We start from the raw sequence: 15,911 nt of genomic DNA on the forward strand, positions 1-15,911 counted from the left end.
GGGTCTTGGGCAGTAATTGGAAAAGCTCCTATTCCATCGCCGCGTACCAGCGATCGCGATAGGCGGCGAGCCCCGCAATTTCGGCCGGCGGAACATGCGTCTCGGCGCCGAATATCGGCCGGATGCCGGTGAGGAGGGCAGCACCCTGACTGGTGCCGGTCGAGCCGGGGAGGGCGAGGACCTCGCGACCGGCAAGGGCGGCAAGCAGCTTCAGATAGGTTTCGTTGAGGGCAAAGGGCCCTTCGACGATGACCGGGCCTTTGGCGCCGATCAGTCCAAGACAGGCATCGGTCATCAAAGCGAGATAGAGGCAGGCGGCGGCGTGGCGCTCCCGGCGGTTCGACTCTTCGGCGCCGATCCAGCGGCTTGCCATGCCGGGAAAAGGACCGGAGCCGGAGGCGATGTTGGGCAGCAGCATCATGCCCTTTTCGATGACCGGGCCGATCGCCGGCTGGGCGGCTTTTTCATCGACGGGACCGATCTCGGCCGACAGGATTTCGAATTCCCGTCCGCCCATGAAACGCGAGGAGGGGACGGCCCGGCCATAGGCATCAACATTGGCGAGCGCATCGCGTTTCTGATCGAGATGATCGAGATCACCGCCGACGCCGAAATTGATCACCCAGGTGCCGGTGGAGACGACGGCGAAGGGGGCGGCCCGTTGGACCAGATGCGGCAGCAGCGAGGCATTGGAATCGTGAATGCCGCAATAGACCGGCACGGGAGCGCCAAGGCCGAGCTCGGCGGCGATCTCCGGCAGCACCGGACCGAGCGCATCGAAGGCGGAGCGGATCGGCGCCATCAGCCCGCGGATGCCGAGCCTGTCGATGAGCGAGGAATAGTCGCCCGCCCTGGGATTCCAGAGGTCGGTGTGGCAGCCGAGCGAGGTCAGCTCGTTGGCGGTCACCCCCGTCAGCCGTGCCGTCCAATATTGCGCATAGGTGAGGATGGTCGCGACCCTGTCGAACTCCTCGGGGAAGGCGCTCTTCTGATAATGCAGCTGTGCACCGACATTGAGACCCATCGAAAGGCGCGGCGAGAAGGTTTCGTCGAAGGAGGGGCGCAAGGCCGTATAGGCATCGCGGATCGCCTCGGGGTATTCGTGTTCGTAGTCGATCACAGGCATGGCGAGCCTACCGTCCAGATCGAGCAACGCGGCGGCGGCGCCGTGGGTGGTGATCGAAATGGCGTCGAAACCGGGCTCATGCGCAAGGCGCTTCAGCGCATCGAGCGCGAAGGACCAGAGCGCCTCTATGTCGTAATGCGGATAGGGACCGGTTTTGATCGTAACGTTCGGGCGTTTCAGGACGGCGATCTCGGCGCCTGTCCCAGCGTCGAGCACGACGACCTTGGCATTGGTCTTGCCGATGTCGAGAACGGCGATGCGGCGATAGGAGGTGGCGGTCATGGCATATGGAAGAGGGTGACGAGATCGCTCTGGACGGGCGAATTATCCGGATTTGTCGCCATGATATCGGCCATGTGCGCCCACCATTTTTTCATGATGGGATGGTCCGGCAGGCTCGCCATCGTGTGGTCCTCCGGCCGCGTCAGAACGCCGAACAGCGTATTGGTCTCGCGGTCGAGATGGATGGAATAGTCGCTGGCGCCCGACTGGTGCAGGAGATCGACCAGTTCCGGCCAGATCTCATCATGCCGCTTGCGGTATTCGGCTTCCATACCGGGATTGAGCTGCATCTTGAAGGCGTGTTTTTCGAAGGTCATCGGGAGCTCATGAGCTTGATGCGGCGAGCGATGATCGGGATGGCGATGGTGATGATGAGAAGCAGTCCGATGAAGATCGACATGACGATGCCCGGCACGTTCAAGAGACCGAGGCCGAAGGTGACGAGGCCCATGACGAAAGCCGCGATGACGACGCCGACGATCGTGCCTGAGCCCCCGAGGATCGAGATGCCGCCAAGCACCACCATGGTGACGACCTCCAGTTCCCAGCCCTGAGCGATCGACGGCCGGGTCGAGCCGAGGCGCGAGGTCAGGCAGACCGCGGCAATGCCGCTCATGATGCCGGTCAGAAGGAAGAGAATGAATTTGACGCGTTCGACCGGGATGCCGGAGAAGCGGGCGGCGAAATCATTGTTGCCGATGGCATAGACCTGCCGCCCGAAATTCGTCGCATGCAGCAGGATGGCGAAGAGGATCGCCAGCACGATGAAGAGCACGAATTCGAACGAGAAGACCCAGACGACGTAGCCCTGACCGAAATAGGCGAAGTCTGCTGGATACTTGCCGTAAGCCTGGTCGCCGAGCACGATATAGGAGATGCCGCGGAACAGGCTCATCGTGCCGATGGTGACCACGATCGACGGCAGCTTCAGCACCGAGACGAGCACACCGTTGAAGATGCCGCAGGCAAGGCCGGTGCCGATGCCGATCAGCACCAGACCCGGCGTGCCGATGCCGACCTGCGCCGCCGCCCCCATCGCCGTCGAGGCGAGCGCGATGATCGCGGCGACCGAAAGGTCGATCTCGCCTGAAATGACGAGCAATGCCATGGCGAAGGCGATCATCGCCTTTTCGGTGAAGTTGAAGGTGGCGTCCGAGAGGTTCCAGGCATCGAGGAAATAGGGCGATGCCAGGGAATTGAAGATGAAAATCAGGACCGCGACGCCAAAGAGTAGCACTTCCCAGCTGGCGATGATGCGGCGCAACGGCGTGCCGAGGCGATCGGGGATGACCCGCTTTTCTCGTGTGGACACGGTGCTCATGCTGCAGCCTCCGTTCTGCTATCGGCTGCGGCCCGGTCGCGCAGGATGATGCGGCCGCGGTTGCGTTCGCGCCGGGCGTTGAAGGCGACCGCGAGAATGATGACGGTTCCCGATATCGCCATCTGCGTGAAGGGTGAAATGCCGATAACCGGCAGCGCGTTCTTGATGACGCCGAGGAAGAGCGCGCCGAGCACCGTGCCGACGACCGAGCCGACGCCACCGGCGATCGAGATGCCGCCGATGACGCAGGCCGCGACGCTGTCGAGCTCGAAGCCGTTGGCGATATCGACATAGGCGACGGCATAACGCGACACCCAGAGATAGCTTGAAAGCCCGGCGAGCGCGCCGGAGAGAACGAAAGCAAGAAATTTGGTCCAGCCCGTATCAATGCCGGCATAGACGGCTGCGGTCGGATTGCCACCGGTCGCATAGGCCGAGCGGCCGAACGGGGTATATCGGAGCAGCACATACATCAGCAGCAAGATGATGATGCCGACCCACCCGAGGACGGGCAGGCCGAGGATCGGCATGCGCGGCACCGACAGGAAGATCGGGGTCATCTGGTGCGCATTGACCCAGGCCCCGCCCGAGAGCACGAAGGCCATGCCGCGATAGATGGTGAGCGTGCCGAGTGTGACGACGATTGGCGGGATTTCCAGCGCCCAGACGAGAAAGCCGTTGATGGCGCCGAGACAGGCGCCGATGACGATCGCCATAAGGATCAGCACGACGAGCGGCAGATCGGGATGGGCGGCATTCATCATCGCGATCGCCATGCCGGTAAAGGCGAGATTGGCGGCGACGGACAGGTCGATCGATTTCGTCAGGATGACCGTCATCTGCGCCAGCGCCAGGATGATCAGGATGGAGGTATCGTTGAAAATGCCGGCGAGATTGTCCGGTGTTGCGAAATCGGCTGCACGCGTCGAAAAGATCGCGATCATCACGACGATGATGAGGAACAGCAGCGTTTCGCGTTTTCTGATCAGTCTTGCCATGCTCTTACCTTATGCATTGTGGGCCTCATGCATTGCCGGTGGCGGCGCGCACCAGCGCCTCGGGCGACAGTTCGGCGCGCTCGAAAATCCCGGCGGCAAGCCCTTCCTTCATCACCAGAACGCGGTCCGACATGCCGATGATCTCCGGTAGTTCGGAGGAGACCATGATGATCGACAGGCCCTCGGCGGCAAGTTCGCTGATGAAGCCGTGCACGGCGGCCTTCGAGCCGATGTCGATGCCCTTCGTCGGTTCGTCGAGGATGATGACCTTCGGCGCCGTCGCCAGCCATTTGCCGATGACGACCTTCTGCTGATTGCCGCCGGAGAGCGTGCCGACCGGCACGGACAGGGCGGCGGCGCGCAGATCCAGCCGCTCGGCATATTTGCGGGCGAGTGCAAATTCGTTCGCCGCCCGAAGGAAGCCGTGGCGCGACGTGCGGGCGAGCGAAGGCAGCGTCATGTTCTGGAAGATCGGCATCGGCAGCGCCAGGCCATGGCGGCCGCGCTCCTCCGGCACGTAGACGATGCCGGCGCGAATCGCATCCTGCGGCGAATGGATGGTGAGTTCCTGGCCCTCTAGTATCATCCTGCCTGAGAGTGGCTTGGTGATGCCAAAGAGCGATTGCGACAGTTCCGAGCGGCCGGCGCCGATCAGGCCGTAAACGCCGAGGATTTCGCCCTTGCGCAGCGTAAAGGATATGTCGCGGAATTCGGTGTGGTGGCTGTAATTGCGGATCTCCAGAACCGGACCGCCGATGGCGACATCGATCTTCGGGAAGACGTTCTCGACGTCGCGGCCGACCATCATCCGGACGATCTCATCCTGTGGCGTTTCCTTGAGGCGACCCTGGCCGACGGCGCGGCCATCGCGGAAGACGACGAAATCGTCGGCGATTTCATAAAGCTCGTCGAACTTATGGCTGATGAAGAGGATTGCCTTGCCCTGGTCCTTCAGGCCCCGGACAATGCGGAAGAGATCGTCGATCTCCTTGCGGGAAAGCGCGGCGGTCGGTTCGTCCATGATGACGATGCGGGCCTCGATCGACAAAGCGCGCGCGATCGCCACCAGATGGCGCTGGGCGATCGACAGATCTTTCAGCCGGATGGTCGGGTCGATATTGCTTTCGAGCGCGGTCAGCAGCGTCTTCGAGCGGCTGTTCATCGTCTGCCAGTCGATGCTGCGCAGGCGCGTGCGGGGCGCGTGGCCGAGGAAGATGTTTTCGGCCACTGTCAGTTCGTCGAAAAGCACGGTTTCCTGATGAATGGCGGTAACGCCGGCGTCAATCGCGGCCTGAGCGCTGGCGAAGGTCACCGGCTGGCCATCAACGAGGATCTCGCCTTCGTTCGGCCTGTAGATGCCGGTCAGGATCTTGACGAGCGTCGACTTGCCGGCGCCGTTCTCACCGATCAGCGCCGTCACCGTGCCAGGATGAAGGGCGATGCTGACATTGTCGAGCGCCTTCACGCCGGGAAAGATTTGAGAGATGCCGCGCATTTCCAGAATGGCGGGCGCATCACCGGTTTTGCTGTCCGTGACAGGTTGTTGAAAGGCGGCGTTCATCGGATTTCTACCAAATGTCGAAAGGGGAATCCCGGCGGCAAGGCCGCCGAGATCCTATGCGTCAGCTCCGGATCAGAAGACCTTGGAGAACTGGTCGATGTTCGAAGCATTGTAGACGAAGGGATCGGCCATGGCGGCTTCGCCGTTGTCCCCGACCTTGATCTTGCCCATGCGACCGGCATTGATCTCGCTGCCCGGCTTACCGTCGGTCTCGCCCTTGACGAGGCGGTAGGCGATCTGGGTTGCGGAATAGCCGAGATCGATCGGATTCCAGATGGCGAATTCCTTGGTGGCGCCCGACTTGATCGCGCCGGCCATTTCGGACGGCAGACCGAGACCGGTGACGTAGACCTTGCCGATAAGGCCCTTGTCTTCGACGACCTTCGAAGCGGCGAGAACGCCGACCGTCGTCGGAGCGACGATGACCTTGACGTTGGGGTTCGACTTCAGGAGGCCTTCGGCTTCACGATAGGACTTGTCCGAGAGGTCGTCGCCATAAACTGTGGTGACGAGGTTGAGGCCCGGGAAATCCTTGAGCTGCTTCTTCATCTGGTCGATCCAGATGTTCTGGTTGGTCGAGGTGGTCGTGGCCGACAGGATGGCGAAGTCGCCCTTGCCGCCTTCCAGATGATCCTTGGCGAGCGTCAGGCACATCTTGCCGATCAGCTCGTTGGACGACGGGTTGAGCTGCAGGATGCGGCCTTCGGGTGCAACGCCGGAATCCCAGGAGATGACCTTGATGCCGCGCTGGGTCGCCTTCTTCAGCGCCGGAACGAGCGCGTCGGGATCGTTGGCCGAGACGGCGATGGCATCGACGCCCTGAGCGATCAGCGAGTTGATCACTTCGATCTGGCCTTCGGCCGTCGTCGACGTCGGACCGGTGTAGATCACCTCCACGCCGCCTAGCTCCTTGGCGGCTTCCTGTGCGCCCTTGTTGGCAGCGTCGAAGAACCCGTTGCCGAGCGACTTCACGACGAGACCGATCTTGATGTCCTTGGCGCTGGCGGTGCCGGCCATCATGGCAACGGCGAGCGCTACGCCGAGCGCAAGTGTCTTTGCGAGTTTCATGTCACTTTCCTCCCATTAAGATTAGACTTCCACACCTCGGCGGCGCCTCATGCGACCGACGAGGAATCCTCCTTCGCAAGCTGCGCCACCGGGTTCGCGACAACGAGCCGGACGCCGGCATTCTCGACCATGCGAGCTGCCTCTTCCGAAATTCCGTCGTCGGTGATGATCGCAGACACGCGGTCGAGCGCGCACAGAATGAGGCTCGACCGGCGATTGAACTTGCTTGAATCCACCATGACGACGAGCTCGTCGGCCTGGTGCATCAGCTTCTGCTCGCTCTGGATGACGAGGGCATCCGCCTCCATGATGCCGAGCGGGCCGACGCCCTGCGCGCCGATGAACATGCGCCGCGCATAAAAATTACGGATCGCGTCATTGTCAAAAGGCGACAGGATGAGGCTCTGCTCGCGATAGATCGCGCCGCCCGGCACCGTCACGGTATTTTTGGAATGCTTCACCAGATGTTCGGCGATCGCAAAGGAATTGGTCATGACCTGCATGCGGTGGCCGGCCATGTAATGCACCATCTGGAAAGTCGTCGTGCCGCCGTTGATGATGATGGCGTCTCCCGCTTCGCAGAGATCGACGGCTGCGCGTGCAATTGCGCGCTTTTTGTCGATGTTGACTGATTCTGAAACCCGGAAGGGGCGGCCGGCGAGGCTGCCGAGCTGCGGCGGATGGACCGCTTCCGCACCGCCGCGGACGCGGCGGATCTTGCCCTGCACATGAAGAGCCGCAATATCGCGCCGGATTGTCGCTTCGGAAGCTTCCGTCAGCTCGGAAATGTCCTGGATGGTGACGACGGACTTTTCCTGGACGGCGCTTAAGATGATGCGATGGCGTTCGCGTTCGTGCATTGGGCTCCTCCTCTTGTCATATTTATTTCGTATCCGTTAAAGACTGTCAATCACAAACGATCATAAATTTTCATATTGCGCTGCACAATAATCGAAATTGATCGTTTTCGATTGACAAGCATACTTTTGATGCGCGATACCGTGAGCGAAAGGGCGCGCTTATTGCGTCGCCTTGCAAGCCTATATGGGAGGATGACATGGCGGCGAACGTCCGGCTTCTGGAAAACCGGTGGGATGATGGTTACGCGGCAGGCCTCGATGAGCCCGGCAAGCTGCTCTATCGCTCCAACCTGCTCGGCGCCGACAAGCGCATCACCAATTACGGCGGCGGCAACACCTCTGCAAAGGTGATGGAAACCGATCCGCTGACCGGCAGCAAGGTCAAGGTGCTCTGGGTCAAGGGCTCGGGCGGCGACGTCGGCACGATCAAGCTCGACGGCTTTGCCACCCTCTATCAGGACAAGCTGGAATCGCTGAAATCCATCTATAGGGGTGTCGAGGACGAAGATCGCATGGTCGGCTTCCTGCCGCATTGCACCTTCAACCTGAATGGCCGTGCTGCTTCGATCGACACGCCGCTGCACGGTTTCGTGCCGTTCACCCATGTCGATCACATGCATCCCGATGCGATCATCGCCATTGCCGCCTCGAAGAATTCGAAAGAATTGACGCAGCAGATCTTCGGCGACGAGATCGGCTGGCTGCCCTGGCGCCGTCCGGGCTTCCAGCTCGGCCTCGATCTCGAAGCCTTCGTCAAGGCGAACCCGAACGCCAAGGGCGTCGTGCTCGAAAGCCATGGTCTCTTCACCTGGGCAAACGACGCCAAGGCCTGTTACGAACTGACGCTCGACATCATCAACAAGGCGATCGTCTGGTTTGCCGAAAAGACCGAAGGCAAGACGATTTTCGGCGGTGCACTCACGCAGAGCCTGCCGGTAGCCGAGCGCCGCGCCATCGCCGCCCGGCTGATGCCGGAGATCCGCGGCCGCATCGGCAAGCAGGAGCGCAAGCTAGGCCATTTCGACGATCAGGACGCCGTGCTCGAATTCGTCAATTCCCGAGATCTGCGGCCGCTCGGTGCTCTCGGCACCAGCTGCCCCGACCATTTCCTGCGCACCAAAATCCGCCCGCTGATCGTCGATTTCGACCCGGCCAAGCCGGATGTCGATGCGATCGTCGCCGGCCTCGACCAGGCGCTGGAGGATTACCGGGTCGATTACGCCCGCTATTACAACGACTGCAAGCATGACAATTCGCCCGCTATCCGCGACGCCAATCCCGTCATCTTCCTCGTTCCCGGCGTCGGCATGCTGTCTTTTGCCCGCGACAAGGCGACGGCCCGCATCGCCAGCGAATTCTACGTCAACGCCATCAACGTCATGCGTGGCGCTTCGACGGTCTCGGAATATCAGGGCCTGCCGGAGCAGGAAGCCTTCGACATCGAATATTGGCTGCTCGAAGAGGCCAAGCTGCAACGTATGCCGAAGCCGAAGAGCCTTGCCGGCAAGGTCGCCTTCGTCACCGGCGGCGCCGGCGGCATTGGCCGGGCGACGGCCGCGCGCCTCGTCGGCGAGGGCGCCTGCGTGGTGTTTGCCGATATCGATCAGGCAGCACTCGAAAGCACAGAGGCCGATTTCGTCAAGAAATACGGTGCTGACGCCGTGCGCAGCGTCCGGCTCGACGTCACCAGGGAAGATGCGGTGATCGCCTCCTTCGCGGAAGCTTCGGTCGAATTCGGCGGCGTCGATATCCTCGTCTCGAATGCCGGCATTGCCTCGTCCGCGCCGATCGAAGTCACCGAGCTTTCGACCTGGAACCGCAATATCGATATTCTGGCGACCGGCTATTTCCTTGTCTCGCGCGAGGCCTTCCGCCTGTTCCGCCGCCAGGCGCTCGGCGGCAACATCGTCTTCGTCGCCTCGAAGAACGGCCTTGCCGCTTCGCCGAATGCGTCTGCCTATTGCACGGCCAAGGCTGCCGAAATCCATCTCGCCCGCTGCCTGGCGTTGGAAGGGGCGGATGCCGGCATACGCGTCAATACCGTCAACCCGGACGCGGTGCTGCGCGGTTCGAAGATCTGGAGCGGCGAATGGCGCGAGCAGCGCGCCGCCTCGTCCAAGATCGAGGTTGACGAGCTCGAGGAACATTACCGCAAGCGCTCGATGCTGAAACTCAACGTGTTTCCCGAGGATATCGCCGAGGCTGTCTACTTCCTGGCGTCTGATCTTTCGGCCAAATCGACCGGCAACATCATCAACGTCGACGCCGGCAACGTCCAAAGCTTCACGCGCTGAACTACTTCCGTAGAATCACCCATATTGCGTGGATGATCCCCGGCACATAGCCGCAAAGCGTCAGCAATATGTTGAGCCAGAAATGCAGGCCGATCCCGACCTGCAGAAATACGCCAAGGGGCGGCAGGATGATCGCAAGAAGAATGCGGACGATGTCCATCGTAGCTCCTGAGTTTTGAAGACATACAAGCGTTAGAACGCAAACCGCGGTTCTGTGGTTCGCGACGTGGGAGGAAACAATGGCTGAATTCAGGATTGCGCCGGATCTGGTGGCGAGCGAAAATGAAAAGCGGGTGGCGGCGCTGAAAGCCGATTACGACGCATTGGGTGCGACGCTCGATCGGCGCGGCGTCGATATCGAGGCGGTGACACGCAAGGTCAGCGAATTTTTCGTCGCCGTTCCGTCCTGGGGTGTGGGCACCGGCGGCACGCGCTTTGCCCGTTTTCCCGGTGCCGGCGAGCCGCGCGGCATTTTCGACAAGCTCGACGATTGCGCCGTTATCAACCAGCTGACGCAGGCCACGCCGAACGTTTCGCTGCATATTCCCTGGGACATGGCGGATACGAGCGAATTGAAAGCCAAGGGCGATGCCCTGGGTCTCGGTTTCGATGCAATGAATTCGAACACCTTTTCCGACGCGCCGGGCCAGGCCTATTCCTATAAGTACGGCTCACTCAGCCACACCGATGCGGCGACACGCGCCCAGGCGGTCGAGCACAATCTCGAATGCATCGAGATCGGTAAGAGGATCGGTTCCAAGGCGCTGACGGTCTGGATCGGCGACGGCTCGAACTTCCCCGGCCAAAGCAATTTCACCAAGGCGTTCGAGCGTTACCTCAACTCGATGGCTGACATTTACAAGGCCTTGCCCGACGATTGGAAGCTCTTCTCTGAGCACAAGATGTACGAACCGGCCTTCTATTCGACGGTCGTCCAGGATTGGGGCACCAACTATCTGATCGCCCAGACTCTCGGTCCCAAGGCCCATTGCCTGGTCGACCTCGGCCACCATGCGCCGAACACCAATATCGAGATGATCGTCGCCCGCCTGATCCAGTTCGGCAAGCTCGGCGGCTTCCACTTCAACGACTCGAAATATGGCGACGACGATCTCGATGCCGGTGTGATCGATCCCTATCGGCTGTTCCTGGTGTTCAACGAGCTGGTCGATGCCGAACAGCGCGGCGTCAATGACTTCAACCCGGCCCACATGATCGACCAGTCGCACAATGTCACCGACCCGATCGAGAGCCTGATCAACAGCGCCAACGAGATCCGCCGTGCCTATGCGCAGGCGCTGCTCGTCGACCGCAAGGCGCTTGAAGGCTATCAGCAGGACAATGACGCGCTGATGGCGTCGGAAACGCTGAAGCGCGCCTATCGCGCCGATGTCGAGCCGATCCTCGCTGAGGCGCGGCGCAGGGCCGGCGGCGCGATCGACCCGATCGCCGCCTACCGCGCCAGCGGCTACCGCAACAAGGTGGCGGCCGAGCGTCCGGCTTCCGTTGCCGGCGGCGGCGGTATCATCTGAATTGCGAAACTGAAGGTAAAAGGATGGCCGGCAGCGCGGATGACGCGCTGCCGGCCATCGCTGTTTACGGCTTCCAGGCGCCGGCGATCTGACGAGTTGCGATGTTTAGCCGGTTCCAGACATTGATGTTGGCGATGGCGATGACGAGCGCCGCAAGGCTCCTGCCGTCATAATGCCGGGTCGCCTCGTCCCAGACCTCGTCCGTCACCGGATCGGCGCGGTCGCTGGTGCGGGTCACCGCCTCGGTCAGCGCAAGGGCCGCCCGCTCGGCATCGCTGAAATAGGGCGTGTCGCGCCAGGCGCTGACGGCAAAGAGTCTCTCATCGGTCTCGCCGAGCTTCTTTGCGATCCTGGGATGCCCGTCGATGCATACGCTGCAGCCGTTGATCTGGCTGGCGCGCAGATTGACGAGTTCGAGCAGCTTCGGCGAAAGGCCGGCCTCTGCCGGCACTTTGCCGAGGGCGTTCAGCGCCTGCATGGCCGCGGGAAGGACGAGGGCGGGATTTCCCATTCTCTCCTGCATGATATGTCTCCTTGATGTGTTTGCTCTTCGACGATGCGCCGGCGCTGTCACACCGGCCAGGTTTCATTCGTCATGGCCTTGACGCAACGCAGCGGAGGAATGTGACACGTGGACGAGAAAAAATGGCTGGCCGATGAATTCGAGGCGAACCGGGGGCATCTCAGGGCCGCGGCCTATCGGATGCTCGGCTCGCGCAGCGAGGCGGAGGATGCCGTTCAGGAGGCCTGGCTGCGCCTCAACCGCACCGATGCGACCGGGATCGGCAATCTCGGCGGTTGGCTGACGACGGTCGTGGCGCGCATCTGCCTCGACATGCTGCGCGCCCGCAAGGGCCGGCGCGAGGAGCCGCTGGAGATGCCCGTGCATGCGACGGCCGCCGATCCGGGCGGGGATCCCGAACGCGACGCAGCCTTCGCCGATTCCGTCGGTCTGGCGCTGCTCGTGGTGCTGCAGACGCTGGCGCCGGCCGAACGTGTCGCCTTCGTGCTGCACGACATGTTCGATCTGCCGTTCGACGAGATCGCGCCGATCATCGGCCGTTCCTCCGCCGCCACCCGGCAGCTCGCAAGCCGCGCCCGCCGCCGCGTCCAAGGCATGGACGAAGCGCCGGATGTCGATCTTGGCCGCAAGCGGGCGATCGCCGCGGCCTTTCTGACGGCGTCGCGCAATGGCGATCTGGAGGGGCTGGTCGCGGTGCTTGCCCCCGATGTCATCTTTCGGCCGGATGCGACGGCCGCCCGGTACGGTATCGGCGCCATGCGTGGCGCGACCGACGTCGCTGCGGCCTTCAAGGGCCGGGCACAGGCGGCGCAAATGGCGATCGTCGATGGTGAGCTCGGCTTTGTCGTGCATGTTGACGGCCAGGTCCGCGTCGCGGTGACGCTGACGATCGATGAGAACAGGATCGTCGCGATCGATGCCGTCGCCGACCCGGATCAGCTGCAGCGGCTCGACTTTTCGATCCTTCGGGATTAACAAAACGCGGTCCTTTGAAACTCGCGCGCTTCGGAAGAGTCGCGCCGCGCCCGATTGCCAGGCCGCGAACGGGCGTCATTTGTCTTGACAGCGAAACCTTCGCCATTATTCTATTATAAGGCCTCAAGTACCATAATTGTGGAAACATAGCAGTGTGATGCAGGCGGTCCCCTCCTCCCCGTGCCTCTCATCGTGACCTGCAGACAGGTTTCGAGACCTTGAAAGGAAAGCCTATCATGTCCGGCGACGAGGCGAAGAAGCCGCTTCTGCTCACCAATGTCAAACCGGTGGCCTTCGGTACCGGCGCAGGCGAGGGGGCGATCGACATTCTCGTCGATGCCGAGGGCCGAATCACCGAGATCGGTCCGTCGCTCGCGGTCTTTCAAGATGTCACGCGCATTGACGGCAAGGGTGCCTTCATCTCGCCCGGCTGGATCGACCTGCATGTGCATGTCTGGCATGGCGGCACCGACATTTCGATCCGCCCCTCCGAATGCGGTCTCGAACGCGGCGTGACAACGCTGGTCGATGCCGGGTCGGCAGGCGAGGCGAATTTTCACGGTTTCCGGGAATATATCATCGAGCCCTCGCGCGAGCGCATCAAGGCCTTCCTGAACCTCGGCTCGATCGGCCTCGTCGCCTGCAACCGCGTCGCCGAGCTCAGGGATATCAGGGATATTGATCTCGATCGGATTCTCGAAGTCTGTGCCGAAAACAGCGAGCACATCGTCGGCATCAAGGTACGCGCCAGCCATGTCATCACCGGCTCCTGGGGCGTCACTCCCGTCAAGCTCGGTAAGAAGATCGCCAAGATCCTGAAGTTACCGATGATGGTGCATGTCGGCGAACCGCCGGCGCTGTATGACGAAGTGCTTGAGATTCTCGGCCCCGGCGATGTCGTCACCCACTGCTTCAACGGCAAGGCCGGTTCGAGCATCATGGAGGACGAGGATCTCTTCAATCTCGCCGAGCGCTGCGCCTCCGAAGGCATCCGCCTCGACATCGGCCATGGCGGCGCCTCCTTCTCCTTCAAGGTCGCCGAAGCGGCGATCGCGCGCGGGCTTCTGCCGTTCTCGATCTCGACCGACCTGCACGGCCATTCGATGAACTTTCCGGTCTGGGACCTGGCGACGACGATGTCGAAGCTGCTCAGCGTCGGCATGCCCTTCGACAAGGTGATTGAGGCCGTCACCCATGCGCCGGCATCCGTCATCAAGCTGTCGATGGAGAACCGGCTTTCGGTCGGCGCGCAGGCGGAATTCACCATTTTCGACCTGGTCGATTCCGACCTCGAAGCGACGGATTCCAACGGCGATGTCTCGGTCTTGAACAAGCTGTTCGAGCCGCGCTATGCGGTAATGGGCGCCGACGCCGTTACCGCCAGCCGCTACGTGCCGCGAGCGCGCAAACTCGTGCGGCATAGCCATGGCTATTCCTACAGATAGGGTCTACCGACCGGCAGGTCAGCGGTTGCGCCAGCCCATCAGTTTTTCGATCTGCTCCGCCGAACTACGAACATGCGCAGTGTAATGGTTCTCGTCGGAAAAAGCCTTCTGCTCCGGCAGTACGATGGAAATGGTGGCGACGCAGTGGCCGTCACGGTCGCAGATCGGCGAGGCGATGCAGGCTACCGCATAATCCGATTCCCCGGCCTGGATCGACAGGCGCGCCTCGAAGGCCTTGCCAGCGGCTTCCGACAGGGTGCGGGGATCGATCTCGGCGCGGCCGGTCGGTGACGAGCGGGCGCAGCGCTTGAAGAGCTCGATGCGCTCTTCTTCGGGCAGATGGCCGACGAGCAGGCGGCCGGATGCCGTCCAGTTCAGCGGCACCCGGGTGCCGACGCGCGAGGCCACCTGGAAGTGGCTCGGGCCGTCGGCCATGGCCAGCACCAGCATGTAGTCGCCGTCGCGGCCGCAGACCTGCACGGTTTCGCCGGCCTGGCGGCAGAGATCGTGCATCTCGTGGGTGGCGATGCTCATGAAATCCAGTGACCGGGCATAGGCAAGCCCGTAGTGATAAAGCCTCGCGCCGAGCCAGATCGAGCCGTCCGCCTGGCGGGTCAGCATGTTCTTCTCGACGAGATCGTCGACGATGACGTAGACGGTCGAAAGCGGCGCCTTCACCGCCTTGGCAATGGCATAGACGCCGGCGGGCGATCCCGTCTCATAGAGATGATCGATCACTTGGAGCGCGCGGTCGATGCCGCTGACGCGCGCGCGCCGCGCGCTCTTGCCGGCGGCTTCGTCGGCATGGCCTTCATCTTCGGAGTAAACTGCGGGTGATGTCTTTCCGTCCAATTCCATGCACCTCATTAAAACTGCGATCATGTTACATTACTATGGCATAGCGGTCGCGGTGGCAAATCGCAACATTTTGTAGGTTGATCATGTGACGGACGCGACAGTGGCCATCACCTCAGTGCGGGAAAACTCCATCATAAAACTTGGAACAACAAGCCGCAGCCTGAGTTTGACCCTGAATTCAGGAGGTCATGATGACGAATTATCCGACACCGCCTTTCCCGTCCCAGAAACAGCCCATGCCGGGTTTTACCGCGCAGATGGATCCCGTTCCCGACCATGGCGAGAAAAGCTATCGCGGTTCCGAACGGCTGAAAGGCAAGCGGGCCATCATTACCGGCGGCGATAGCGGCATCGGCCGGGCGGTGGCGATCGCCTATGCCAGGGAAGGCGCCGACTTGGTGATTTCATATCTCGACGAGGATGAAGATGCCGACGAGACCAAGCGGCTGGTCGAACAGGCCGGACGCAAGGCCGTGCTCGTCAGCGGCGATATCCAGGACCCGGCTCATTGCCGACAGATCGTCGAGACGGCAGTCAAGGAGTTCGGCGGTATCGATATACTCGTCAACAATGCCGCACATCAGGCAAGCTTCAAAAGCATCGACGAGATCAGCGACGAGGAGTGGGAACTGACCTTTAAGGTCAACATCCACGCGATGTTCTACCTGACCAAGGCTGCCGTCCCCCATATGAAGCCCGGCAGCGCCATTATCAATACGGCCTCGATCAACTCCGACAGTCCGAATCCGACATTGCTCGCCTATGCGACGACCAAGGGGGCGATCCAGAATTTCACCGCCGGCCTCGCCCAGCTGCTGGCCGAGAAAGGCATTCGCGCCAACGCTGTGGCGCCGGGGCCAATCTGGACGCCGCTCATTCCCTCGACGCTTCCTGAGGAAAGCGTCAGCAATTTCGGCAAGCAGGTACCGATGAAACGGCCCGGCCAGCCGGCCGAGCTTGCAACAGCCTACGTGATGCTGGCCGATCCTTTGTCGAGCTATGTCTCCGGCACGACAATCGCGGTCACTGGCGGCAAGCCGATCCTGTAATGCAGGTCGGACGGAATTG

15 protein-coding genes are annotated in these 15,911 nt (G+C 61.8%); 5 read left to right on the plus strand and 10 right to left on the minus strand.

Annotation, left to right across the window (positions count from 1 at the left end; all coding sequences use genetic code 11):
- Positions 1-28 precede the first annotated feature (28 nt).
- From PYR71_RS07365 to PYR71_RS07395, 7 genes are all read right to left on the minus strand, one after another.
- On the minus strand, positions 29-1,408 hold the full coding sequence (locus PYR71_RS07365; RefSeq protein ID WP_275618817.1) for an FGGY-family carbohydrate kinase: 1,380 nt from the start codon (positions 1,406-1,408) through the stop codon (positions 29-31).
- Positions 1,405-1,725 (minus strand): L-rhamnose mutarotase, encoded by a 321-nt coding sequence (rhaM, locus tag PYR71_RS07370; protein WP_275618818.1) that lies wholly within the window; start codon positions 1,723-1,725, stop codon positions 1,405-1,407. Before rhaM ends, PYR71_RS07365 begins: the two co-directional genes overlap by 4 nt.
- A complete protein-coding gene (locus tag PYR71_RS07375; RefSeq protein ID WP_275618819.1) occupies positions 1,722-2,729 on the minus strand; it encodes an ABC transporter permease in 1,008 nt (335 codons plus the stop codon). The genes rhaM and PYR71_RS07375 overlap by 4 nt, the downstream gene beginning before the upstream one ends.
- Entirely contained in the window at positions 2,726-3,727 is a 1,002-nt protein-coding gene (locus PYR71_RS07380) for an ABC transporter permease (protein WP_275618820.1), read from the minus strand. Before PYR71_RS07380 ends, PYR71_RS07375 begins: the two co-directional genes overlap by 4 nt.
- A gap of 25 nt (positions 3,728-3,752) precedes the next feature.
- The gene (locus PYR71_RS07385; protein ID WP_275618821.1) at positions 3,753-5,288 is read right to left on the minus strand and encodes a sugar ABC transporter ATP-binding protein; all 1,536 of its coding nucleotides are present in this window, start codon (positions 5,286-5,288) and stop codon (positions 3,753-3,755) included.
- A 72-nt stretch (positions 5,289-5,360) separates the two neighbouring features.
- Positions 5,361-6,356 carry a rhamnose ABC transporter substrate-binding protein gene (gene rhaS, locus PYR71_RS07390; protein ID WP_183918862.1) on the minus strand — a complete coding sequence of 332 codons (996 nt, stop codon included), beginning with the start codon at positions 6,354-6,356 and terminating at the stop codon, positions 5,361-5,363.
- Positions 6,357-6,403: 47 nt separating this feature from the next.
- Complete coding sequence (locus PYR71_RS07395) at positions 6,404-7,216, minus strand: DeoR/GlpR family DNA-binding transcription regulator (protein ID WP_183918861.1); 813 nt, start codon at positions 7,214-7,216, stop codon at positions 6,404-6,406.
- Between the two features lie 197 nt (positions 7,217-7,413).
- Between PYR71_RS07395 and PYR71_RS07400 the strand changes: the two genes are divergently transcribed.
- Positions 7,414-9,510 carry a bifunctional rhamnulose-1-phosphate aldolase/short-chain dehydrogenase gene (locus tag PYR71_RS07400; RefSeq protein WP_275618822.1) on the plus strand — a complete coding sequence of 699 codons (2,097 nt, stop codon included), beginning with the start codon at positions 7,414-7,416 and terminating at the stop codon, positions 9,508-9,510.
- A 1-nt stretch (position 9,511) separates the two neighbouring features.
- Here PYR71_RS07400 and PYR71_RS07405 read toward each other — a convergent pair whose 3' ends face one another.
- Positions 9,512-9,670: a YqaE/Pmp3 family membrane protein gene (locus PYR71_RS07405; protein ID WP_088689959.1), complete on the minus strand. Its 159-nt coding sequence runs from the start codon at positions 9,668-9,670 to the stop codon at positions 9,512-9,514.
- 79 nt (positions 9,671-9,749) lie between these two features.
- On the opposite strand from PYR71_RS07405, the gene rhaI reads away from it, so the two are divergent.
- Positions 9,750-11,042 (plus strand): L-rhamnose catabolism isomerase, encoded by a 1,293-nt coding sequence (rhaI, locus tag PYR71_RS07410; protein ID WP_275618823.1) that lies wholly within the window; start codon positions 9,750-9,752, stop codon positions 11,040-11,042.
- A 64-nt stretch (positions 11,043-11,106) separates the two neighbouring features.
- On the opposite strand, the gene PYR71_RS07415 is transcribed toward rhaI, so the two are convergent.
- Entirely contained in the window at positions 11,107-11,565 is a 459-nt protein-coding gene (locus PYR71_RS07415; protein WP_275618824.1) for a carboxymuconolactone decarboxylase family protein, read from the minus strand.
- Between the two features lie 108 nt (positions 11,566-11,673).
- Here PYR71_RS07415 and PYR71_RS07420 point away from each other — a divergent pair, with 108 nt between their 5' ends.
- Together PYR71_RS07420 and PYR71_RS07425 are read left to right on the plus strand one after the other, a co-directional pair.
- On the plus strand, positions 11,674-12,540 hold the full coding sequence (locus PYR71_RS07420; RefSeq protein ID WP_275618825.1) for a sigma-70 family RNA polymerase sigma factor: 867 nt from the start codon (positions 11,674-11,676) through the stop codon (positions 12,538-12,540).
- Positions 12,541-12,776: 236 nt separating this feature from the next.
- Positions 12,777-13,985, plus strand: coding sequence for an amidohydrolase/deacetylase family metallohydrolase (locus PYR71_RS07425; protein ID WP_275618826.1), 1,209 nt, complete (start codon positions 12,777-12,779; stop codon positions 13,983-13,985).
- A gap of 18 nt (positions 13,986-14,003) precedes the next feature.
- On the opposite strand, the gene PYR71_RS07430 is transcribed toward PYR71_RS07425, so the two are convergent.
- Positions 14,004-14,843: an IclR family transcriptional regulator gene (locus PYR71_RS07430; protein ID WP_183918855.1), complete on the minus strand. Its 840-nt coding sequence runs from the start codon at positions 14,841-14,843 to the stop codon at positions 14,004-14,006.
- A 191-nt stretch (positions 14,844-15,034) separates the two neighbouring features.
- Here PYR71_RS07430 and PYR71_RS07435 point away from each other — a divergent pair, with 191 nt between their 5' ends.
- The gene (locus PYR71_RS07435; protein WP_275618827.1) at positions 15,035-15,892 is read left to right on the plus strand and encodes an SDR family oxidoreductase; all 858 of its coding nucleotides are present in this window, start codon (positions 15,035-15,037) and stop codon (positions 15,890-15,892) included.
- Positions 15,893-15,911 lie beyond the last annotated feature (19 nt).

The sequence above is a fragment of the Rhizobium mulingense genome (assembly GCF_029194105.1).
Classification (GTDB): Bacteria; Pseudomonadota; Alphaproteobacteria; order Rhizobiales; family Rhizobiaceae; genus Rhizobium; species Rhizobium mulingense.

What these genes read in the sequence shown, in the direction of transcription:
- PYR71_RS07375 (WP_275618819.1), bottom strand. Translation starts at nt 2,729, where the DNA reads ATGAGCACCGTGTCCACACGAGAAAAGCGGGTCATCCCCGATCGCCTC.
- rhaM (WP_275618818.1), bottom strand. Translation starts at nt 1,725, where the DNA reads ATGACCTTCGAAAAACACGCCTTCAAGATGCAGCTCAATCCCGGTATG.
- PYR71_RS07425 (WP_275618826.1), top strand. Translation starts at nt 12,777, where the DNA reads ATGTCCGGCGACGAGGCGAAGAAGCCGCTTCTGCTCACCAATGTCAAA.
- PYR71_RS07365 (WP_275618817.1), bottom strand. Translation starts at nt 1,408, where the DNA reads ATGACCGCCACCTCCTATCGCCGCATCGCCGTTCTCGACATCGGCAAG.
- PYR71_RS07430 (WP_183918855.1), bottom strand. Translation starts at nt 14,843, where the DNA reads ATGGAATTGGACGGAAAGACATCACCCGCAGTTTACTCCGAAGATGAA.
- PYR71_RS07435 (WP_275618827.1), top strand. Translation starts at nt 15,035, where the DNA reads ATGACGAATTATCCGACACCGCCTTTCCCGTCCCAGAAACAGCCCATG.
- PYR71_RS07415 (WP_275618824.1), bottom strand. Translation starts at nt 11,565, where the DNA reads ATGCAGGAGAGAATGGGAAATCCCGCCCTCGTCCTTCCCGCGGCCATG.
- PYR71_RS07380 (WP_275618820.1), bottom strand. Translation starts at nt 3,727, where the DNA reads ATGGCAAGACTGATCAGAAAACGCGAAACGCTGCTGTTCCTCATCATC.
- rhaI (WP_275618823.1), top strand. Translation starts at nt 9,750, where the DNA reads ATGGCTGAATTCAGGATTGCGCCGGATCTGGTGGCGAGCGAAAATGAA.
- PYR71_RS07385 (WP_275618821.1), bottom strand. Translation starts at nt 5,288, where the DNA reads ATGAACGCCGCCTTTCAACAACCTGTCACGGACAGCAAAACCGGTGAT.
- PYR71_RS07405 (WP_088689959.1), bottom strand. Translation starts at nt 9,670, where the DNA reads ATGGACATCGTCCGCATTCTTCTTGCGATCATCCTGCCGCCCCTTGGC.
- PYR71_RS07395 (WP_183918861.1), bottom strand. Translation starts at nt 7,216, where the DNA reads ATGCACGAACGCGAACGCCATCGCATCATCTTAAGCGCCGTCCAGGAA.
- PYR71_RS07400 (WP_275618822.1), top strand. Translation starts at nt 7,414, where the DNA reads ATGGCGGCGAACGTCCGGCTTCTGGAAAACCGGTGGGATGATGGTTAC.
- rhaS (WP_183918862.1), bottom strand. Translation starts at nt 6,356, where the DNA reads ATGAAACTCGCAAAGACACTTGCGCTCGGCGTAGCGCTCGCCGTTGCC.